Consider the following 20,898-nt stretch of genomic DNA (forward strand, 5'->3'; position numbering starts at 1 on the left):
GCACTACCGGGTGCAAGGTGCATGAGGCTGCCGGCCAGCGGCCGGCACTACCGGGCGCGAGGTGCATGAGGCTGCCGGCCAGCGGCCGGCACTACCGGGCGCAAGGTGCATCCGGCACGACCCGCGAGGGCGGGTCAAAAGCGGTTGTCGCCGTCCAGCATCCGGCCCAGGCCGCCCAGCACCGAGCCTTCGCCGCGGTTCTGGCCACCGCCCTGGGGGGCCGCCATCCACATGCGGCCGGCCAGGCGCGAGAACGGCAGCGACTGCAGCCAGACCTTGCCGGGGCCGGTGAGCGTGGCCAGGAACACGCCCTCGCCGCCGAACAACATGCTCTTGATGCCGGTGACGCGGCGCACGTCCATCTCCACACTGGGGTGGTAGGCCACCACGCAGCCGGTATCGACATCCAGGCGTTCGCCCGCGGCCAGCTCGCGCTCGACCACGCAGCCACCGGCATGGATGAACACCCAGCCGTCGCCTTCGAGCTTCTGCATGATGAACCCTTCGCCGCCAAACAGGCCGGTCATGATCTTGCGCTGGAACTGCACGCCGATCTGCACGCCGCGCGCGCCGGCCAGGAAGCTGTCCTTCTGGCAGATCAGGCGACCGCCATGCTGGTCCAGCTTCATCGCCAGCACGGTGCCGGGGTAGGGCGCGGCAAAGGCGACCTTGCCCTTGCCGTGGCCGCTCTGCGTGTAGACGGTGGCGAACAGGCTCTCGCCGGTCAGCACGCGCTTGCCGGCGGCCATCACCTTGCCCATGAAGCCGCTCTGGTCGCCGGTGGCGGCGCCGAACACGGTATCCATCTGCACGGTCGCGTCCTTGAACATCAGCGCGCCGGCCTCGGCAATGGCGCTCTCGCCAGGGTCAAGCTCGATTTCCACGAACTGCATCTCATGGCCGACGATGCGGAATTCGATGTCGTCGGCGCGGCCGCTGGGGGTGGCCGGGACCGGCGGCGGCGTGCCCGGCATGCCGGTGGCCGGCGACTGCAGTTCGCTCACCTCCGCGATCGGCGTCCATCCGCTCATGCCCTGGCACCAGGCCAGGGCACGCGGGTTGGCCTGCGCATAGCGGCGCGCGGCCAGGTCATCCAGCGGGCCGACGCGCTCGGCCTGGGCGGAGGCATGGAAGTACCACTGGGTCATCGAGGCGGCTCCGCAGGCTGGAAAACCCCGAGTCTAGCGAGCGTGCCGGCTTGGCGGCGATGGGGCCATGAACGGCGGCGATTTGCGGGGGAGGTGCTGTATTGCAACAATTATCTGGTAGCGCCGTTTTACCACCCCTCCAAACACAGCCTACCGCCATGTCCCCGACCCGCACTTCCCGTGGCCGATTTCCGGTCGCGCGCCCCCTCGTTGCCGCTCTTTCCGCCCTGCTGCCGCTGGTAGCAGCCGCCCAGGAAACCCCCGCTGCCAAGGATCCGGTTGCCCTCGACACCCTGCAGGTGACCGCGCAGCGCCGCGTCGAGAACGCCAAGGACGTGCCGGTCGCGGTCACCGCGATCCAGGGCGAGAAGCTGGATGTGCTCGGCTCGGCCGGCGATGACATCCGCTTCCTGGCCGCGCGCGTGCCCAGCCTCAACATCGAGTCGTCCTACGGGCGCGCCTTCCCGCGCTTCTACATCCGCGGCCTGGGCAACACCGACTTCGACCTCAATGCCTCGCAGCCGGTCTCGCTGGTGTATGACGATGTGGTGCAGGAAAGCCCGCTGCTGAAGGGCTTCCCGCTGTTCGACCTGGCCAACGTGGAAGTGCTGCGTGGCCCGCAGGGCACCCTGTTTGGCCGCAACACCCCGGCCGGCGTGGTCAAGTTCGATTCGGCGCGCCCGTCGCAGGATGCCGACGGCTACATCCGCGTCGGCTACGGCAGCTACAACAGCTGGAACGTGCAGGGCGCCTACGGCGGCCCGCTGACCGATCGCTGGTCGGCACGCGTCTCGGCGATCTACCAGCGCCGCGATGACTGGGTCGACAACACCCGTGCCGGTGCGCCGAACAGCGGTTTTGAAGGCTATGACGAGGCCGCCGGCCGCGTGCAGTTCCTGTACGAAGGCGACGATTTCGAAGCGCTGTTCAACCTGCACAAGCGCAAGCTCAACGGCACCGCCCGCCTGTTCCGCGCCAACATCATCCAGAAGGGCAGCAACGCGCTGGTCGAGAACTTCGACCGTGACAAGGTGGCCAACGATGGTGTCAATTTCTCCGACCTGAAGACCTGGGGCGGCAGCGCGCGCCTGCAGTGGAACCTCGGTTCGGTCACCCTGCATTCGATCACCGGTTACGAGACCGCCGAGTCGCTCAACCGGGGTGATATCGACGGTGGCTACGGCGATGCCTCGCTGGGCGCCGGCAACTATGGCCCGGGCTTCATCCCGTTCTCTTCCGAATCGGCCGATGGCCTGCCGCACCACCGCCAGTGGACCCAGGAATTCCGCATCGAGTCCAACGAATGGGGCCGCTTCGACTGGCAGGCCGGCGTCTTCTACTTCGATGAAGACGTGACCATCAACAACTTCAACTACGACTCGCTCAAGCCGGGCAACCCGCAGACCGGCCACGTGGTGCAGAACCAGCGCAACAAGGCGTGGGCGGTGTTCGCTTCGGGTGACTTCGATGTCACCGACCGCTTCAAGCTGCGTGCCGGCGTGCGCTACACCCAGGACAAGAAGGACTTCAGCGCCAGCGTGCTGCAGGCCGTTCTTCCGTTCGGTACCCCGGTCAGCGGCCCGTACCTGGCCAACACCGACGTCAACGACGTCAGCTGGGATGTCAGCGGCGTGTACAAGCTGACCGACAACATCAACGCCTACGCCCGCGTCGCCAAGGGCTTCCGCGCGCCGTCGATCCAGGGCCGCCTGGCCTTCGCGCCGGGCCTGTCGCAGGCCGACTCGGAGAAGGTGATCTCGTACGAGGCCGGCATCAAGGCCGACCTGTTCGAGCGTCGCGCGCGCCTGGGCCTGAGCGTGTTCCGCTACAACGTGGATGGCCAGCAGCTGATCGCGGTGGGCGGTACCAACAACACCGCCACCCTGCTCAACGCCGACAAGACCATCGGCCAGGGCGTGGAGCTGGACCTGGAGGCCTACCTGGCCGACAACGTCCTGCTGACCTTCGGCAGCAGCTACAACGACACCGAGATCAAGGACAAGAACCTGGCGGTGGCGATCTGTGGCGGTGGCTGCACGGTCACCGATCCGATCACCATGATCGGCGGCAAGCCGTATGCGCTGGTCAACGGCAACCCGCTGCCGCAGGCGCCGAAGTGGATCCACAACATGACGCTGCGTGTCGGCTTCCCGCTGACCGATGGCAGCGAGCTGTACGCCTACACCGACTGGGCCTACCGCAGCCCGGTGAACTTCTTCATCTACGAGTCGCCGGAGTTCCGCAGCCGCAGCTCGCTGGAGGGGGGCCTGCGCCTGGGTTACAACTGGGATTACGGCCAGTACGACGTGGCGGTGTTCGGTCGCAACCTGACCAACCAGACCCGCGTGGTCGGTGCGATCGACTTCAACAACCTGACCGGTTTCCTCAACGAGCCGCGCACCTGGGGCGTGGAGTTCACCGCCAAGTTCTGATGCGCTGACCGAGGCAATGCAATGAAGAAGGGCCGGCGCAATGCCGGCCCTTCTGCGAGCTGGGGTCAGATCCCTTTCCGGGGGAAAGGGATCTGACCCCGAACCACCTACAGCGCGCTCTGCGGGCGCACCTTCAGCACGGCGTTCTCGGTGGCGCAGTCGCGGCTGGAGTGCAGCCCGGCCTTGCGTGCGGCGGCGATCTCCTTGCGCGCGGCCAGCAGGTCCTTGTTGAACGCGGCGTTGTCGTGCAGGCGGGCGACGGCGGCGGCCCCCATGAAGCGGCCTTCGAGGATGTCGCTCTGCCAGTGCACGTTGCACACCAGGCGGCTCTCGCCGTAATTGCGGCCGCGGGCCTGGATGGCATCGGCGCGGTCGGGTGCGATCTCCGACAGGATCAGTGCCCAGGCCCAGCCGATCGAGGTGTGGCCGGACGGGTAGGAGCCATTCCTGCGCAGGCCTTCCTCATCCTTTGGCGAGCAGGTCGGTTCACCGTTGACCATGAACGGGCGCGGTCGCTGGTAGTGGTTCTTGGCCGCCTTGGTGGCCGCACTGGCGTCGATCCGGCTGCGCTCCAGCAGGCGATACAGCGCCGGCGTCCTGACCGCATCAACGTCGATGTCGGCGGCGCAGGAGAAATGATTGGCGCCTTCCGGGAAGCCGAGTTCGGCATCGACACCGGCTTGGGCGAAGCGCGGGCTGCCGCGCAGTGCGCGTGCCTCACGGCTGACCTGTTCGTCCAGGGCGAGGGCGGCAGAGCCGGCCACCGGCGGCGCCGGTACCAGATCGAGGCTGGCCGGAACCGCGTCCTTGTCCAGGTAGCCCACCGCCTTGGTGGTGATGTTGGCTTCGACGGCGGTCGGCTTGGCGGCGGTGGCGGCACAACCGGCCAGGGCCGCGGCAACGGCGAGGCCGAGCAGCGGGCGGGCAGGGTGGGAAATCAGCGACATGGGGCAGGCTCCGGGGGAAAAAACAACGCGCCATGATCGCAGCCCATGCAAGGCATCGCAGTGGCCATCGGTCATACAGCCAGACCCGGCATGGTCATCCGATCGGGGCAAAACCGTCATCAAATGTCGTCAATCTCCTGAATTCGGGTGCAGCGCACGGATTTTCACGCGCCTGCGCCGCGAGCATCGGCACCACGGCGAGCGCCACGGGCCGTCCAGTTCCAGCCGGGTCGGGGGGATCCGCTGACAGAGGGAGAGAAGCGATGCGCAGCACCGCAACAGGAAGTACCGTCCTGGCCCTGTTCCTCGGGCTTGCAACACCGCCGGCGCAGGCCGCCGACGTGGTCGGCGTGGCCTTCGTGCATGGCACCGGTGCGCAGACCAACGCGACCCAGGACTACTGGCAGCCGGCGATCATCGAGACCGTGCGCCAGGGCCTGCCGAACAGCAGCAACTACGTGGTCATCAACTGCGACTTCACCCAGTACATGTGGAAGCCGGAGGCCGCCGGCTGCCTGGCCAACCAGCTGACCGGCTTCATCGACAGCCGTGGCATCACCCAGCTGGTGGTGATCACCCACTCCAACGGCGGCAACGTGGTGCGCTGGATCCTGTCCAACCCGACCTACGACAGCCGCTATCCGAAGATCATCCGCACGGTGCGCAAGGTCACCGCGCTGGCGCCGTCATCGGCGGGCACGCCGCTGGCCGATGCAGTGCTCAACGGCAACACCTTCGAAACGTCGCTGGGCTGGCTGCTGGGCTACAAGAACGACGCGGTGCGCCAGCAGCAGGTGGCGAGCATGGCCACCTACAACGCGCAGAACCTGTACGGCACCGCAGGCCGCCCGGCGTTGCCCAAGCCATTCCGCGCGGTGGTCGGCAGCGATGTCGAATCGGCGGTATGGGACAGCAACAGCTACTGCGGTGGCTATGCCGCCAACGTCGGCCTGGAGTTCACCCAGAACTGGCTGTCGTCCTGCTCCGATGGATTCCTGGAGTGCAGCAGCCAGAAGGCCGCCGGCACTACCTGGTTCACCGACAAGCAGCGCACGCAGGGCGCCGAGCCGCTCAGCCACAACCAGAGCCGCCGTGAGTGCTTCGGCCTCGGCACGCTGCTGCGCAACGACCTGGCCCAGTGAGGGAGACGACCATGACAATCCATTCAACCCTTCTGGCCAGCGCCGTGCTGGCGGTGCTGTCGTTGTCGGCGGCGCAGGCCGCGCAGCCCCTGCGTGCCGCTGGCAGTGGCGACCAGGTGCCTTCATCGCTGGTTGCCGCACCGCTGCCCGCAGACGAAAGCGAGCATGCTCCGCTGGCCTTTGCCTGGGCACTGGACCCGGCGCAGCCGCTGCAGGCGGCCACGCCGTATGCTTCGGTCAGCCGCAGCTATTGGCAGCAGGTCGATGGCGCGCAGCTGCAACGCGGCCTGGACCTGCCGCTGACCGCCGCCGATGCGGTGATCCAGCTGAGCCCGGGCAACGGCGCGCGGGCACTGCCGGCCACCTCGCTGCAGGTGCGTGACCCGGCTGGGCGCAGCAGTGTCGCGCGCAGTGTCGATGCGCGCGCGCTGCAGGAGGCCGGCATGCCGGTCAGCGAGGGCAGCAGCATGCTGCGCACCGGCGCTGCCAGTGCGGTGGGCGCGTACACGCTGCAGAGCGCGCAGGCGCAGGGCCGCTATGTGGTGCAGGTGCTGGAGCCGAACAGTCCGCTGCGGTTGGAAGTGCAGGCGAACCAGGCGCAGGTGCTGGCCGGTGGCAACCTGCAGCTGCAGGCACGGCTGCTGGATGATGCTGCCAGCGCTTCGCAGCTGGCTGCACGCCGCGGCAGCCTGGGCGGTGAAGCGCTGCTGGTCGCACCGGACGGCCGCAGCTGGCCGCAGCGCCTGCTGCGCACCAGCGATGGCACGTTGCGCGCGCAGGTGCGGATCCCGGCCGATACCGGCAGCGTGCAGGGGTTGTGGGAACTGCAGGTGTTCGCCCAGGCCAACGGCGTGCTGCGCGACGGCAAGGTCGCCTTCGCGGTGGCCCGGCCGACCGCCCGCTTCAGCGGCCAGGCCGCGCCGGACCCGGCCAGCCGCCAGGTGGCACTGCCGTTGCAGGTGGCTGCCGCGGGCCGCTACGAGGCGCGCGGCACGCTGTACGCCAGCGGTCGCGATGGCCAGCTGAAGCCGGTCGCGCAGGCGCATGCGGCGGCCTGGTTCGATGGCCCGGGCACAGGCCAGCTGGTGCTGCCGTTCGACCAGGTGGCCTTGCCGGCCGGCTTCGGTGCGCCGTACGAGCTGCGCGACCTGCAGCTGCAGGACCAGAGCCGGATGGCGCCGATCGAGTCGCGCGCGCTGGCGCTGCGGTTCTGAGCCAAGGCGAGGGCGGGCCCGGCTGCCGGGCCCGCCACTCATCGAGGCGCCTTCTGTAGAGCCGAGCGTGGGCCCGACCCTACAGGACCGCAGCCGAGCGTGGCGATGCCGGTCGTCCTGACCGGCACCCTTCGGGCCGTCGCAAGCGACGTTGGCTGCGGCTCCTGCCGCAACCTTCGGCTCTACAGGAGGGGCGGCCTTAGCCGGCGTAGGCGGTCAGCCGGCCTTCCTGCTCGCATACGGTGATCGCGCCACCGAACACCGCCGACAGCGGTTCACTGCGCAGCAGCTCGGCGCGGGTGCCGTCGGCCAGTACACGACCATCGCGCAGCAGCACCACCCGCTCGATCTCGGGAATGATCTCTTCGATGTGATGGGTCACCAGCACCAGGGTGATGCCCTGCTGTGCCAGCACCCGCATGGTCGCCACCAGCTGCTCGCGGGCGACCAGGTCCAGGCCGGTGGAAGGCTCGTCCAGCAGCAGCGCCTGCGGCCGGTTGACCAGCGCGCGGGCGATCAGCACGCGGCGGGTCTCGCCGGCCGACAGCTCGGCGTACGCGCGCTCGCGCAGGGACAGGGCGCCGGTCATCGCCAGCGTCTCGCCGACGCGCGCACGCATGTCGGCGGTCACCTCGCGGAAGGCCGGCACCACGTAGCTGGCGAAGAAACCGGACAGTACCGCCTGTTCCACGGTCAGCCCGGGCATGTCGGCCAGGTTGCTGCTGAGATCGCCGGTGACGATGCCCAGCTGCGAGCGCAGCCGGTCCACCTGCCAGCGGTTCTGGCCCAGCACCTTCACCGCCACCGCGCCGTCCCCCTGGGCCAGCGGGTACAGCTCGCGGGTGATCAGCTTGATGAAGGTCGACTTGCCGCAGCCGTTGGGGCCGAGCAGGGCGGTGTGCTGGCCCTGCGCGATGCGCAGGCTGAGCCCGTGCAGCACCTTCACCTGGCCACGGACCACGGTGGCGCGGTCCAGTTCGATCAAGGGCGGCAGCCCGGCCATGGGCGGGGCGACGGTCATGGCGCTGGCGCGCGGATCAAGGCTCGACAACTCAGGTCCCCAACTGTGAACGGTGCCACGGATGGCGATGCGAAACACCGCCGCAGGGGTGCAGTTTGCAACGCAAGCGCCCATCATGTCTGCCATCCCCGCGTCGATCCGGAGCGCCGCCATGCCTGATGCCCTGATGTCCCTGTTGACGGGTGGTGTGCTCGGCCTGGGATGGTGGGCCATGCTGGGGGTGCTGCTGGTCTTCACCCAGCTCACCATTTTCTCGGTGACCCTGTACCTGCACCGCAGCCAGGCCCACCGCGGGGTCGATTTCCACCCGGCGCTGGGCCACGTGTTCCGCTTCTGGCTATGGCTGACCACCTCGATGATCACCCGTGAGTGGGTGGCCATCCATCGCAAGCACCACGCCAAGGTGGAAACCGAGGACGATCCGCACAGCCCGGTCACCCGTGGCATCGGCACGGTGTTCTGGCATGGCGTGGAGCTGTACCGCGAAGCGCGCGGCATGCGCGCGGACATCGAACAGTACGGGCGCGGCACCCCGGACGATGCGATCGAGCGCCGCCTGTACACCCCGCATGCCACGCTGGGCCCGGTGCTGCTGCTGGCGATCAACAGCGTGCTGTTCGGCCTGCCCGGCGTGGCCCTGTGGGCGATCCAGATGGCATGGATCCCGTTCTGGGCGGCCGGCGTGGTCAATGGCCTGGGCCACTGGTGGGGCTACCGCAACTACGAATCGGCCGATACCTCCACCAACCTGACGCCGTGGGGGTTCTGGATCGGCGGTGAGGAACTGCACAACAACCACCACGCTTTCCCCAGTTCGGCACGCTTCGCGATGCGGCGCTGGGAGTTCGACATCGGCTGGAGCGCGATCCGCCTGCTGCAGGCACTGCGCCTGGCCAAGGTGCTGCGGGTGGCACCGGCGATGGACGTGCGCCCGAACATTGCCGTGCCCGATGCCGAGACCCTGAAGGCGTTGCTGTCGCACCGGTTCCAGGCGATGACCGACTACCAGCGCAATGTGTTCATGCCGGCCCTGCGCGAGGAGGCGGCACACGCCGGGGCCAAGCTGCGCCGGCTGCTGCCGCGCCGGCTGCGCCGTGGCCTGGTCAACGACGGCCGCTGGCTGAAGCCGGACAGCCGCGCCCAGCTCAGCGAATGGGTGGCGCAACGCCCACGCATCCGCACCCTGGTCGAGTACCGCGGGCGGTTGGCCGCGTTGCTGGAAGCGCGCGGCCATGATGCCGCCGAGCGCCTGCACCAGTTGCAGGCCTGGTGCCGCGAAGCCGAGGAAAGCGGCATCGCCGCGTTGCAGGCCTATGCCGCGCGGCTGAAGGGTTACAGCCTGGTGGGCGCATGAGGGCAGGGGGCTGGTGCCTGCTGGCCGTGTTGCTTCCGGGCGCGGTACTGGCCCAGGTGACCGATACCGCCAGCTACCTGCAGCGGATGGACCGCGATGGCGATGGCAAGGTCAGTGAGGCCGAGTACGTGCAGTGGATGCTGTACGCCTTCGACCGCATGGACCGCAACGGTGATGGCGTGCTGAGCGCCGATGAGCTGCCCGGTGGCAAGGGCAGGGCGATCAGCCGCGAGCAGCAGCGGCAGGTGATCGTGCAGCGCTTCCACAGGCAGGATGCCAACGCCGACGGCTTCCTGGATGCCCGCGAGCTGGCCGCGCCGCCACGCTGAGCGGGCGTAGAATCGGCGCATGCCTGAACTGCCCGAAGTTGAAACCACCCGTCGCGGCCTGGCGCCGCACCTGCAGGGACGCCGCGTGCACGGCGTGATCCTGCGCCGCGCCGACCTGCGCTGGCCGATTCCGCCGGAAGTGGCCGAGCTGCTGCCGGGGCAACGCATCGAGGACATCCGCCGGCGGGCCAAGTACCTGCTGCTGGATACCGCCATCGGCAGCGCAGTGCTGCACCTGGGCATGTCTGGCAGCCTGCGCGTGCTGCCCGGTGATACCCCGCTGCGCGCCCACGATCATGTGGACATCAGCCTGGACAACGGCCGCCTGCTGCGCTTCAACGATCCACGCCGCTTCGGCAGCCTGCTCTGGCAGCCGGCCGGCGAGATCCATCCGCTGCTGCAGGGGCTGGGCCCGGAGCCGCTGGATGCGGCCTTCGACGGCGACTACCTGTTTGCGCGCAGCCGTGGCCGCAGCGCGCCGGTGAAGACCTTCCTGATGGACCAGGCGGTGGTGGTGGGGGTGGGCAACATCTACGCCGCCGAGAGCCTGTTCAAGGCCGGCATCAGCCCATTGCGCGAAGCGGGGAAAATCTCGCGCGAGCGCTACCAGCGGCTGGCCGATGCAGTGAAGGAGATCCTCGGTTATGCGATCACCCGGGGCGGCACCACCCTGCGCGATTTCATCAGCCCGGACGGCGCGCCGGGCTACTTCGAGCAGGAGCTGCTGGTCTACGGCCGCGACGGCCTGCCCTGCCCGAATTGTGGGCGTGCCTTGAAGCACGCCACCATCGGCCAGCGCGCCAGCGTCTGGTGCAGCCACTGCCAGCGCTGAGGCGGGCGGCCAGCGGCAGCTGAACGGGCAGGGGGCGTCTCCGCTGCCCGTTAACGTTTGTCTGCCTATGATGGCCGACCTTCCCACTGTGCCCGACGCGCCTGCATGCAACGACGCGACTTCATCCGCAATGCCTCCCTCGCCCTGGCTGCGTTCGGCCTGCCGTCCCTGCCCGCCTGCGCGGCCAGCAAGAGCGGCCAGATGGGCCTGCGCCGCCTCGGCCAGCCGCAGCCGTTCGACTTCGCCACGTTGAAGGGCCAGGCGCGCGCGCTGGCACAGGCGCCCTACAAGAGCCACAAGCGGGTACTGCCGGGCCGCCTGGAAGGACTGGACTGGGACCAGTACCAGTCGATCGGCTACCGCCAGGACCACGCGTTGTGGGCGGACCAGCCGGGCAGGTTCCAGGCCAAGTTCTTCCATCTGGGCCTGTACTTCCATTCGCCGGTGCGCATGTTCGACGTGGTCGATGGCAAGGCGCAGGAACTGGCCTATGACGGTGCCGCGTTCAACTACGGCAAGAGCGGCATCAAGGACGGCGAGCTGCCGGCCGATCTGGGCTTTGCCGGGTTCCGCCTGAACACCCGCAAGGACACCGATCGCGACTTCGCCGCGTTCCTCGGCGCCAGCTACTTCCGCGCGGTCGGCAAGGAAGGCCAGTACGGCCAGTCCGCGCGTGGCCTGGCGATCGACACCGGCATGGGCAAGCCGGAGGAATTCCCGGACTTCATCGCCTACTACCTGGAACAGCCGTCGGCCGATTCGGAGACGATCGTGGTCTATGGCCTGCTGGATTCGCCCAGCGTGGCCGGCGCCTACCGCTTCGCCATCACCAACGGCGATGTGCTGCTGATGGACATCGACAGTGCGCTGTACCCGCGCAAGGCGATCGAGCGGCTGGGCATCGCGCCGTGCACCAGCATGTACCAGGTGGGCGAGAACGACCGCCGCATGGGCTGGGACTGGCGGCCGGAGATCCACGACACCGATGGCCTGTCGCTGTGGACCGGTGCCGGCGAGTGGATCTGGCGGCCGCTGCTGAACCCGCGCAACCTGCGCTTCAACATGTTCGTGGACCGCAACCCGCGGGGCTTCGGCCTGCTGCAGCGCGACCGCAACTTCGACCACTACCAGGATGATGGCGTGTTCTACGAGAAGCGCCCGTGCCTGTGGGTGGAGCCGAAGGGCGAATGGGGCGAAGGCTCGGTGCAGCTGGTGGAGATTCCCACCGTGGACGAGACCTTCGACAACATCGTGGCGTTCTGGAACCCGAAGGAAAAGCCGCAGCCGGGCCAGGAGCTGCTGGTCGGCTACCGCCTGTACTGGGGCGCCGAACCGCCGGCACGGCCGCCGCTGGCGCACTGCGTGGCCAGCCGCACCGGCCTGGGCGGCGTGGTCGGCAAGAAGCGCGAGTACTTCAGCTGGCGCTTCGCGGTGGACTTCGAAGGTGGCGAGCTGGCCAAGTTGATCGACAAGGCCGAGGTCGAGGCAGTGGTGGAAGCCAGCCGCGGCCGGGTCGAGATCGTGTCGGCGCGCCCGCTGCGCGAGATCAATGGCTACCGCGCGATGTTCGACCTGGTGCCGCCGGAAGGCAGTACCGAGCAGATCGACATCCGCCTGTTCCTGCGCAGTGGTGGCAAGACCCTCACCGAGACCTGGCTGTACCAGTACACGCCGCCGCCGGCCGGCGCGCCGGAGCGCACGCTGTACTGACAGGGGCATGGGGTCGGATCCGTTTTCGTGGAAGAACGGATCTGACCCGCACGCAACCGGCAGTAGATCCACGCCATGCGTGGATGCTCTTCGAGGGAGATTCATCCACGCATGGCGTGGATCTACTGGGAAAGCCTCCCTTACAGTGGCAGCGGTGCCTGCATCGGCTCGATGCGGCCTTCACCGCGGGTGATCTTCTTGAACTCCGCGCGGCTGACCGAGACGTAGCGGTCGTTGCCTCCGATCTCGACCTGCGGGCCGTCCTGTACCGCGTGGCCATGCTCGTCCACGCGCACCGTCATGGTCGCCTTCTTGCCGCTGTGGCAGATGGTCTTGATCTCCTGCATCTCGTCGGCCCAGGCCAGCAGGTACTGGCTGCCTTCGAACAGCTCGCCGCGGAAATCGGTGCGCAGGCCGTAGCACAGCACCGGAATGCGCAGCTGGTCGACCACTTCGCTGAGCTGCCAGACCTGGGCACGGCTCAGGAACTGGGCTTCGTCCACCAGCACGCAGCCCATTGGCCCGTTCGTTGCCAGGTCGTGCTCGACCCAGCGCTGCAGGTCGGTATCGCGATCGAACGCCATGCCGTCGGCGCGCAGGCCGATGCGGGACGCGACCGTGCCGGCGCCGGCACGGTCGTCCAGGCGCGGCGTCAGGATCGCCACCCGCATGCCGCGTTCGCGGTAGTTGTGCGCGCTCTGCAGCAGGGTGGTGGTCTTGCCGGCGTTCATCGCCGAGTAGTAGAAGTAGAGCTTGGCCATCGGCCAATTCTAGTCGCCCACCGCCTTGCCGTCGCGGACCGTGCCCGGCGCGCCGACCTCGACGCTGGGCGTCAGCGCCGGCCGCCAGTAGTTGTCCTGCAGGCACCAGTAGTCGGCGGCCTTCCAGTAGTCGTTGTCGTAGGCGATGCTGCCCGGGGTGACGATGCCCTGCTCGTTGCCGCGGCGCTGCACGACCACCAGGCCGGAGCTTACGTAGCCGACGCGGCTGCCGGTGATCTGCTGGCGCCCCTCGCCGAGGGCCCGCTCCATGCGGGGCTTGGCCACGCGGTCGCCATAATCGGCGTACACCTGCTGGCCGCGCTCGATCGCCTGCGCCTGCTGCTGCGGGTCCAGGCGTGCCCAGTAATGCTCCCGCAGCACCAGGAAGTCGTGGTACATGCGCTCGGCGGCCAGGTCCATCCAGATGTAGGCCATCACCGGGTCGGCCGGGGTCCCCGCGCCGTCCTGGTACAACCGCGCCACCATGGCCTGGGAGAACTTGTCGGCGTAGCGCGCCGAACGCTTGTAGTAGTCCAGCGCCTTGGCCGGCTTCCCGTCCCGTTCGGCGCGCTGGGCCATGCTGCGCCAGAACAGGTCGGGGTGGGCATCGAAGAAGCCCCCGGTCAGCACGGTGGGCGGGATCCGGCGCGGCGCCTCCACCGGGCAGTTCGCCGCTGCGACGGCCGTGGCCATCGACAGGCCCAACAGCAGGCAGTGTGGCGCGTATTTCGCTTTCATGTGATCGCCCTCCTGGCAATGACGATGGAAAAACGAAGGTCAGGGCTGCGGATCCTCGACGGGACCGAGCGGGCCGACCTCGACACGGCGGCCGCGGTGTTCCTGCTGCCAGATCTGGTCCTGCATGCACCAGTACGCCGCGGGATTCCAGTAGGCATCGCGGTAATAGTCGTCGCCACGGGTCGGCCAGCCTGCTTCCGGGCCATCGGACAGTTCCACGTGCAGCATCGAGCTGACCCAGCCGGTTCGGCTTCCGGTCATGCGGCTGCGTTCGACCCGCATGGCGGCTTCCATGCGCGGTTTGGCCGTTGCATCGCCATAGGTCGCGTACAGCGCCGGGCCTTCGGCCAGCACCCGTTGCTGCTGCGTGGCGTCCAGGCGGTTCCAGTAGCGTTCGCGTTCCAGCAGCAGGTCGCGGTAGCCGCGCTCGGCGGCCAGGTCCATCCAGATGTAGGCCAGCACCGGATCGGCGCCGGTACCGACGCCCTCCTGGTACATGCGCGCGACCAGTGACTGCGACACCTTGTCGGCATGGGCGGCCGCGCGCTTGAAGCGCAGCAGCGCGTGATCGGGCCGGCCCTGGCGCCAGGACTGCAGGCCCAGTTCGCGCCAGTGCAGGTCCGGATGGGCCTGCAGGAAGCCCTGGGTCATCAGGGCCGGGCGCAGCGCAGCGCCGCGATCGGGCGCGCAGCCGGCGCCGTAGGCGGCCGGTGCGGCCAGCAGCAACAGCAGGGGGCCCAGCAGGGCGGGAGAGACGGTCGGGCGCATCCACCAGGCTCCTATGCTCCGGTGGCGAATCAATAGCTTAGGAACGGTGGGCGCGCAAGTCAGGTCCGTCACCCGTGGCCCCGCTACAATCCCCATCCCATGCACGGTCTCAATCCCCCCCAAGCTGCCGCCGTCCTGCACATCGAAGGTCCGCTGCTGGTGCTCGCCGGCGCGGGCAGTGGCAAGACGCGCGTGATCGTGGAGAAGATCGCCCACCTGATCGGCAGTGGCCGCTATCCGGCACGCCGCATCGCCGCGATCACCTTCACCAACAAGTCGGCCAAGGAAATGCGTGAGCGCGTGGCCAAGCGCCTGCGCGAGCAGGATGCCGACGAGGTGACGATCTGCACCTTCCATGCGCTGGGCCTGAAGTTCCTGCAGATCGAGCATGCCGCCGTGGGCCTGAAGCGTGGCTTCTCGATCTTCGATGCCGACGATGCCGCCGCGCAGATCAAGGACCTGATGTACGGGGCCAAGCCCGATGACATCGAGGACATGAAGAACCTGGTGTCGCGCGCGAAGAACGCCGGCCTGTCGCCCGAGCAGGCGATGGCCGCCGCGCGCAGCAACCGCGAGAAGGAAGCGGCCAGTGTCTACGAGCGCTACCAGCTGCGTCTGACCGCGTTCAACGCGGTCGACTTCGACGACCTGATCCGCCTGCCGGTGCAGATCCTGGAAGAGAACCCGGAGATCGCGCTGGCCTGGCGCGAGCGCATCGGCTACCTGCTGGTGGACGAATGCCAGGACACCAACGACGCGCAGTATCGCCTGCTCAAGCAGCTGGCCGGCGAGAAGGGCAACTTCACCTGCGTGGGCGACGATGACCAGTCGATCTACGCCTGGCGCGGCGCCAACCCGGAAAACCTGCAGCAGATGGGGCGCGATTACCCCAAGCTGGAGATCATCAAGCTGGAGCAGAACTACCGTTGCTCCAACCGCGTGCTGCGCGCGGCCAACGCGCTGATCGCCAACAACCCGCACGAGCACCTGAAGAAGCTGTGGAGCGACCAGGCCGACGGCGAGCGCATCCGCGTGTGGGAATGCCGCAACAGCGAGCATGAAGCGGAAAAGGTCGCGGCCGAGATCGCCTTCGTGGCGCAGTCGCGCAACGTGCCGTGGAGTGATTTCTGCATCCTGTTCCGCGGCAATTTCCAGTCGCGTCCGCTGGAAAAGGCGATGCAGCTGTTGCGCATCCCGTACCACCTGACCGGCGGCACCATGTTCCTGGAACGCCAGGAAGTGAAGGACACGCTGGCCTGGCTGCGCCTGCTGGTGAACCCGGACGACGACACCGCGTTCATGCGTGCGGTGCAGTCGCCCAAGCGTGATGTCGGTGCCGGCACCCTGGCCAAGCTGGCCGAACTGGCGCAGGAAAAGGACATGCCGATGGCGCAGGCCGCCGAGGCGATCGGCGCCCTGCAGCAGCTGCCGCCCCGCGCCGCCAACAGCCTGGCGCGTTTCACCGACATCCTGCGCGACCTGCGTGCGCAGACCCGGCAGGTCACCTCCGGTGACATGATCCGCAAGGTCGCCAAGGAATCCGGCCTGCTCAGCGAACTACGCCAGCAGGCCAAGGAAGAGGCCAGTTACCAGCGCCGCGCCAACAACATCGAAGAACTGGCGCAGTGGTTCGAGGGGGGGCCGCGCGGTGCCACTGCGGCCGATCTGGCCGGCCAGCTGGCGCTGCTGTCACGCAGCGACAAGGACGAGGGCGGCAACCAGGTGCGCATGATGACCATGCATGCCTCCAAGGGCCTGGAATTCCCGTACGTGTTCATCGTCGGCTGCGAGGATGGCGTGCTGCCGCACCAGGTCAGCCTCGACGAGGGGAACCTGCAGGAAGAACGGCGCCTGCTGTACGTGGGCATCACCCGCGCCAAGATCCAGCTGTGGATGAGCTACAGCAAGCTGACCCGCAAGTTCGGTGAGCACGTGCGGCTGAAACCGAGCCGGTTCTTCGAGGAGATTCCGGCCGAGGAGATCCAGCGCGATGGCGCCGATCCGGTGGCCGATGCGGCACGCAAGAAGGAGCGGGCGTCGGCGGGTCTGGCGGCGATCGAGGCATTGTTCGATTGACCGGGGTAGCCTGATCGGGGTCAGAGCCCTTCGCTTCGCGAAGGGATCCGACCCCAGCGCACGGCTGCACAATCGCATTTTCCATTGGAGATCCGCCGGTGCAACCGATCGAGAGTGAACGCCTGCGCCTGCGCGCGATCGACCCCGACCGCGATGCGGCGCAGATGCTGGCGCTGTTGAATGATCCGGGCTTCGTGCGCTTCATCGGCGATCGTGGCGTGCGTACGGAGCAGGAAGCGCGCGACTACGCCGCGGTGCGGGTGCTGCCGGCCTATGCACTGCAGGGTTACGGGATGTACGCCATCGAGCGGCGCGCCGACGGCGCCTGGCTGGGCAATGCCGGGCTGGTACGGCGCGATGGCCTGCCGGGGCCGGATATCGGCTATGCGGTACTGTCGCAATTCGCCGGGCAGGGCTATGCCGGCGAGGCGGCACGGGCGGTGTTCGTGCATGCACGAGGCGCGCTGGGCCTGCAGGATCTGTACGGCATCACCGACCTGGACAACGTAGTGTCCGGAAAGATCCTGCTCGGCCTGGGCATGCAGGCACGCGGGGTGATCCAGCTGCCGGGTGTGGACAGCCCGAGCCGGCTGTATGCCACCCCGGGTGCGGCCCCGGTGGGATAGTGCCGGCCGGGAAGCCGGTGTGCCGACCAACGGTCGGCACCGACCAGGGCAGTCGGCACCCACCAGGGGCAGTCAGCCGCGTAGTTCGGCCAGCTGCGCCTGCAGTTCGGCCACGGCGGCTTCCAGCTGGGCCACGCGCTCGGCCAGGCCCGGATCGGCAGCCTCGCTGCCAGCGCCGCTGCTGGCGTACTTTGCTGCCAGCGCCGCGCCGTCCACCTCCCCGCACAGCAGGTGCATGTAGCGGTCTTCGCGCTGGCCGCTGGCGCGTGGCAGCACCACCAGCAACGCGCGCTGCTGCAGGCGCTCGATGGCGTGGCGGGCCTCATCGGCGTCGGCGAAGCGGTGCAGGCGCTCGCTGCGCGTGATCAGTTCCCCCAGGGTCTGCGGCCCGCGCAGCAGCAGCAGCGCCAGCAGCACGGTCTGCTGCCGGGTCAGGTCGAGCGCGGCCTGCAGGCGGTGCTCGTAGCGGTCGGCGCGCGAGGAGAAGTGCTGGCGGGCCAGGCCCAGCGCTTCCAGCTGGCGCAGGGCGTGCTGCACGCTGCCGGCATCGACATTCATCACCGGCTCGCGGGCGGTCTTCTGGTTGGCCGCCGACTGCGCGGCATTGACCGTCAGCGGGTAGGTGTCCGGGGTGGTCGCCTCCTTCTCCACCAGGCAGCCCAGCAGGCGGGCCTGCACGGCGTCGAGCAGGGGGACGTCGGGGGTCTGGCTGGAATCGGTCATGGCGGCCTCCGGAAGGGCAACGGGTCAACCGCCAAGCATAGCCGTCCCGGCGCCGCCTTTGCCGGTAAAATGCGCCGGTATATCTGATTGCCGGTGAATCCATGCGTCGTCCTGTTTCCCTGTCCCTGACCCTGCTCGCCACCGCGGCGCTGGGCCTGTCCGCCTGCAAGCGCGTGGATGCGCCTGCCGCAGAATCCGCTGCCCCGGAAGCGCCGGCCGTCGCCGCCAAGGCCGATGGCGCGCTTGATGCGACCGCCAACGACAACCTCAATGCGGTGCTGTGGATGCAGCGCGCGCAGGAGTACAAGGCGATCACCGAGCAGACCTACCGTGCCGCCGCCGACCGCCTTGACGCCGCCCTGAAGGAAGCGCACTGGGACGCGCTGGTGCCGGAAGAACGCGGCAACGAGGCCAAGGGCCTGAAGCCGGCCGTGGTGCTGGACGTGGACGAGACCGTGCTGGACAACTCGCCCTACCAGGCGCGCCTGGTCCGCGACGGCAAGGAATACGATGAGATGACCTGGGACCAGTGGGTGGCCGAAAAGAAGGCCAAGGCCATTCCGGGCGTGGTCGATTTCGCCAAGGCCGCCAACGCCAAGGGCGTGACCCTGCTGTACATCTCCAACCGCGCCGTGCACCTGAAGGAGGCGACCCTGGCCAACCTGCGCGAGCAGGGCCTGCCGGTGGCCGACGACAGCGTATTCCTGGGCCTGGGCACCGTGGTCGAAGGCTGCGAGCAGGCCGGCAGCGAGAAGAACTGCCGCCGCCGCCTGGCCGGGCAGAAGTACCGCGTGCTGATGCAGTTCGGCGACCAGCTGGGCGACTTCGTGGAAGTGACCGCCAACACCAACGAAGGCCGTGACGCGCTGCAGCAGCAGTACCACGACTGGTTCGGCGAGCGCTGGTGGATGCTGCCGAACCCGACCTACGGCGGTTTCGAGCCGGCCCAGTTCAACAACGACTACTCCCAGTCGCGCCAGGCCCGTCATGACGCCAAGCGCGCAGCCCTGGACTACGCACCGTGAGCCGCGCGCCGCTGCCGCTGCGCGATGACGAGCGCCTGATCTTCGCGCTGGACGTGCCCGACCGCACGCAGGCGCTGGAGTGGGTCGACCGCTTGGGCGACAGCGTGGCGTTCTACAAGATCGGCATGGAACTGCTTGCCTCGGGCGAGTACTTCCAGGTGCTGGATGAGCTGGCCCGCCGCGACAAGCGCGTGTTCGTCGACCTCAAGTTCTTCGACATCCCGGCCACCGCCGCGGCGGTGATCAAGCGCCTGTCGCAGTGGCCGGTCAGCTACGCCACCATCCATGGCTGGCATCCGGCGATGATGGAGGCCTGTGCGGCGGCCAACAGCGGCGACATGCGCCTGCTGGCGGTGACCGTGCTGACCTCGATGGGCCGCCCCGACCTGGCGCAGATGGGCATCGACCGTGAACCGGTCGACGTGGTGGTCGAGCGCGCGCTGGCGGCACAGGCCGCCGGCATCGACGGCGTGATCGCCTCGGGCCAGGAAGCCGGCCCGATCCGTGCCGCCACCGGTGCCGGGTTCTCGATCGTCTGCCCGGGCATCCGCCCCGGTGGTCCGGTCGGCGACGACCAGAAGCGCACGGTGGGCGTGGCCCAGGCCTTTGCCGATGGTGCCGACGCCATCGTGGTCGGTCGCCCGATCCGCCTGGCTGCTGATCCGCAGGCTGCCGCACGGGCGATCCAGCAGGAAATCGTGTCGGCTCTGGCTGCCCGCTGAGCCCGCCGTCGACGCCGGTCACGCCGGCACCATGAACGCCATCCCGGCTCATGTGGGATGGCGTTCGCATGTGTGGCGGCCCTGCTGACGCAAGCAGCCCGTGTCACGGGAACTGTGCGCAGGTTCGCGCCTGCACACGCCTTCGTCGCTTCCCAATCGATGTGCCGGCACCGTTCGCGGCCTTGCCGGTTCCAACCATCGATAGAGGAGTACACGAACATGCATTCAAGCACCTCGTTGTCAGCCGGCCTGTTGATGGCCGCGCTCGCCGCCCCGGCCCTCGCCGTGCCGCCCCCGGATCACGCGCCGCGCATCATTGGTGGCGAGGACGCAGAGCCGGGGCAGTACCCGTTCATGGTCAGCCTGCAGGCGCTCGGCCTCGGCGATTCCGACCATGAACGCCACTTCTGTGGCGGTACGCTGATCTCACCGTCGTGGGTGTTGACTGCGGCCCACTGCGTGCAGGGCGAGCAACCCTCCGGCCTGGGCGTTCTCGGCGGAGTCACCGCGCTTTCCACCGAGCCGACGGCGCGACCTTCGAACGTCAGGTCGATCCACGTGCACCCGGCATTCAACAGCGGCGACTCGCTGGAGCATGACGTCGCACTGATCCAGCTCAGCACTCCCCTGGAGGGCGTGCAGCCGGTGCAGCTGCGGCTGCGCCCCGATGCCAGCTATCTCACCCCGGGCCGCGCGTTCACCGTGATCGGCTGGGGCGATACCGAGATCGGCGAAGGTCGGGTCTACCCGACCCGGCTGCAGACCGTGCAGGTGCCGTGGGTGGCCTTCAGCGAATGCCAGCAGGCCTACGGCGATGCCCTGCCGCGCGGCAAGGTGATCTGCGCGGGTCGCGAGGGCGTGGACAGCTGCCAGGGCGATTCCGGGGGGCCGTTGCTGCTGCGCCTGCGCGAAGGCTGGACCCAGTTCGGGGTGGTCAGCTGGGGTGAGGGCTGTGCGCTGGCCGGCTATCCGGGGGTTTATGCCCGAATCGCCGAAAAACATGCCGTAGATTTCATTGAGGCGGTCTGGCAGGGCGATTTATTCAATAAAATCAACTAGATAAATCGCATTACGTGAAGTGTTGCCTTAACTTGAATGGCAGCGTAGGATCGCCGCCATCCGGTCCTCGGACCGGACATGTGCCACAACACTGTCCTCCGGCCTCGTGCCGGCTTGAAGAGCCTGTGATCCCCGTGATCCCGGCTCTTTTTTTATGCCGGGGGTCAGATCCCTTCTGCCTGCGGCAGAAGGGATCTGACCCCATTGGTTGGAAACCGTGACCGCGCGGCTTGCCGCTGTCACGTCGCAGGCCGCAAGATGCGGACCGGTC

Annotated in this window: 19 protein-coding genes; 12 read left to right on the forward strand and 7 right to left on the reverse strand. The window is 68.3% G+C overall.

Going from position 1 to position 20,898, the window contains the following annotated elements:
* Positions 1 to 134 precede the first annotated feature (134 nt).
* The gene (locus tag Q0P60_RS16825; protein WP_294996121.1) at positions 135 to 1,148 is read right to left on the reverse strand and encodes a TIGR00266 family protein; all 1,014 of its coding nucleotides are present in this window, start codon (positions 1,146 to 1,148) and stop codon (positions 135 to 137) included.
* Between the two features lie 158 nt (positions 1,149 to 1,306).
* On the opposite strand from Q0P60_RS16825, the gene Q0P60_RS16830 reads away from it, so the two are divergent.
* Entirely contained in the window at positions 1,307 to 3,580 is a 2,274-nt protein-coding gene (locus Q0P60_RS16830) for a TonB-dependent receptor (RefSeq protein ID WP_294996124.1), read from the forward strand.
* A gap of 107 nt (positions 3,581 to 3,687) precedes the next feature.
* Here the strand turns inward: Q0P60_RS16830 and Q0P60_RS16835 are convergent, their stop codons facing one another.
* The gene (locus Q0P60_RS16835; RefSeq protein ID WP_294996127.1) at positions 3,688 to 4,527 is read right to left on the reverse strand and encodes a phosphatase PAP2 family protein; all 840 of its coding nucleotides are present in this window, start codon (positions 4,525 to 4,527) and stop codon (positions 3,688 to 3,690) included.
* Positions 4,528 to 4,790: 263 nt separating this feature from the next.
* On the opposite strand from Q0P60_RS16835, the gene Q0P60_RS16840 reads away from it, so the two are divergent.
* Positions 4,791 to 5,669 carry a hypothetical protein gene (locus Q0P60_RS16840; RefSeq protein ID WP_294996130.1) on the forward strand — a complete coding sequence of 293 codons (879 nt, stop codon included), beginning with the start codon at positions 4,791 to 4,793 and terminating at the stop codon, positions 5,667 to 5,669.
* A gap of 11 nt (positions 5,670 to 5,680) precedes the next feature.
* Positions 5,681 to 6,883, forward strand: a complete 1,203-nt coding sequence (locus Q0P60_RS16845; RefSeq protein WP_294996133.1) for a DUF4785 domain-containing protein — start codon at positions 5,681 to 5,683, stop codon at positions 6,881 to 6,883.
* 199 nt (positions 6,884 to 7,082) lie between these two features.
* Here Q0P60_RS16845 and Q0P60_RS16850 read toward each other — a convergent pair whose 3' ends face one another.
* On the reverse strand, positions 7,083 to 7,904 hold the full coding sequence (locus tag Q0P60_RS16850) for an ATP-binding cassette domain-containing protein (protein ID WP_294996136.1): 822 nt from the start codon (positions 7,902 to 7,904) through the stop codon (positions 7,083 to 7,085).
* Positions 7,905 to 8,055: 151 nt separating this feature from the next.
* On the opposite strand from Q0P60_RS16850, the gene Q0P60_RS16855 reads away from it, so the two are divergent.
* The 4 genes from Q0P60_RS16855 to Q0P60_RS16870 all read left to right on the forward strand — a co-directional run bounded on the left by Q0P60_RS16855 (position 8,056) and on the right by Q0P60_RS16870 (position 12,129).
* Positions 8,056 to 9,258 (forward strand): fatty acid desaturase, encoded by a 1,203-nt coding sequence (locus Q0P60_RS16855; RefSeq protein ID WP_294996139.1) that lies wholly within the window; start codon positions 8,056 to 8,058, stop codon positions 9,256 to 9,258.
* On the forward strand, positions 9,255 to 9,587 hold the full coding sequence (locus Q0P60_RS16860) for a hypothetical protein (RefSeq protein ID WP_294996142.1): 333 nt from the start codon (positions 9,255 to 9,257) through the stop codon (positions 9,585 to 9,587). The genes Q0P60_RS16855 and Q0P60_RS16860 overlap by 4 nt, the downstream gene beginning before the upstream one ends.
* A 19-nt stretch (positions 9,588 to 9,606) precedes the next feature.
* Positions 9,607 to 10,419 carry a bifunctional DNA-formamidopyrimidine glycosylase/DNA-(apurinic or apyrimidinic site) lyase gene (mutM, locus tag Q0P60_RS16865; protein ID WP_294996145.1) on the forward strand — a complete coding sequence of 271 codons (813 nt, stop codon included), beginning with the start codon at positions 9,607 to 9,609 and terminating at the stop codon, positions 10,417 to 10,419.
* A gap of 105 nt (positions 10,420 to 10,524) precedes the next feature.
* The gene (locus tag Q0P60_RS16870) at positions 10,525 to 12,129 is read left to right on the forward strand and encodes a glucan biosynthesis protein D (protein WP_294996148.1); all 1,605 of its coding nucleotides are present in this window, start codon (positions 10,525 to 10,527) and stop codon (positions 12,127 to 12,129) included.
* A 140-nt stretch (positions 12,130 to 12,269) separates the two neighbouring features.
* On the opposite strand, the gene Q0P60_RS16875 is transcribed toward Q0P60_RS16870, so the two are convergent.
* From Q0P60_RS16875 to Q0P60_RS16885, 3 genes are read right to left on the reverse strand one after another with little or no spacing between them, the layout of a single operon-like run.
* Entirely contained in the window at positions 12,270 to 12,890 is a 621-nt protein-coding gene (locus Q0P60_RS16875; RefSeq protein WP_294996151.1) for a thymidine kinase, read from the reverse strand.
* A gap of 9 nt (positions 12,891 to 12,899) precedes the next feature.
* Entirely contained in the window at positions 12,900 to 13,628 is a 729-nt protein-coding gene (locus tag Q0P60_RS16880) for a sel1 repeat family protein (protein WP_294996154.1), read from the reverse strand.
* Positions 13,629 to 13,667: 39 nt separating this feature from the next.
* Positions 13,668 to 14,396: an SEL1-like repeat protein gene (locus tag Q0P60_RS16885; RefSeq protein ID WP_294996156.1), complete on the reverse strand. Its 729-nt coding sequence runs from the start codon at positions 14,394 to 14,396 to the stop codon at positions 13,668 to 13,670.
* A gap of 99 nt (positions 14,397 to 14,495) precedes the next feature.
* Between Q0P60_RS16885 and Q0P60_RS16890 the strand changes: the two genes are divergently transcribed.
* On the forward strand, positions 14,496 to 16,472 hold the full coding sequence (locus Q0P60_RS16890; protein WP_294996159.1) for a UvrD-helicase domain-containing protein: 1,977 nt from the start codon (positions 14,496 to 14,498) through the stop codon (positions 16,470 to 16,472).
* Positions 16,473 to 16,570: 98 nt separating this feature from the next.
* Positions 16,571 to 17,098: a GNAT family N-acetyltransferase gene (locus Q0P60_RS16895; protein WP_294996162.1), complete on the forward strand. Its 528-nt coding sequence runs from the start codon at positions 16,571 to 16,573 to the stop codon at positions 17,096 to 17,098.
* A gap of 72 nt (positions 17,099 to 17,170) precedes the next feature.
* Here Q0P60_RS16895 and Q0P60_RS16900 read toward each other — a convergent pair whose 3' ends face one another.
* Positions 17,171 to 17,821, reverse strand: coding sequence for a DUF480 domain-containing protein (locus Q0P60_RS16900; protein WP_294996165.1), 651 nt, complete (start codon positions 17,819 to 17,821; stop codon positions 17,171 to 17,173).
* 101 nt (positions 17,822 to 17,922) lie between these two features.
* Between Q0P60_RS16900 and Q0P60_RS16905 the strand changes: the two genes are divergently transcribed.
* The 3 genes from Q0P60_RS16905 to Q0P60_RS16915 all read left to right on the forward strand — a co-directional run bounded on the left by Q0P60_RS16905 (position 17,923) and on the right by Q0P60_RS16915 (position 20,627).
* Positions 17,923 to 18,846, forward strand: a complete 924-nt coding sequence (locus tag Q0P60_RS16905; protein WP_294996168.1) for a 5'-nucleotidase, lipoprotein e(P4) family — start codon at positions 17,923 to 17,925, stop codon at positions 18,844 to 18,846.
* Entirely contained in the window at positions 18,843 to 19,568 is a 726-nt protein-coding gene (gene pyrF, locus Q0P60_RS16910) for an orotidine-5'-phosphate decarboxylase (RefSeq protein WP_294996171.1), read from the forward strand. Before Q0P60_RS16905 ends, pyrF begins: the two co-directional genes overlap by 4 nt.
* A 219-nt stretch (positions 19,569 to 19,787) precedes the next feature.
* Complete coding sequence (locus Q0P60_RS16915) at positions 19,788 to 20,627, forward strand: serine protease (RefSeq protein WP_294996174.1); 840 nt, start codon at positions 19,788 to 19,790, stop codon at positions 20,625 to 20,627.
* Positions 20,628 to 20,898: the final 271 nt, after the last annotated feature.

The organism is uncultured Stenotrophomonas sp., assembly GCF_945952405.1.
GTDB lineage: Bacteria > Pseudomonadota > Gammaproteobacteria > Xanthomonadales > Xanthomonadaceae > Stenotrophomonas.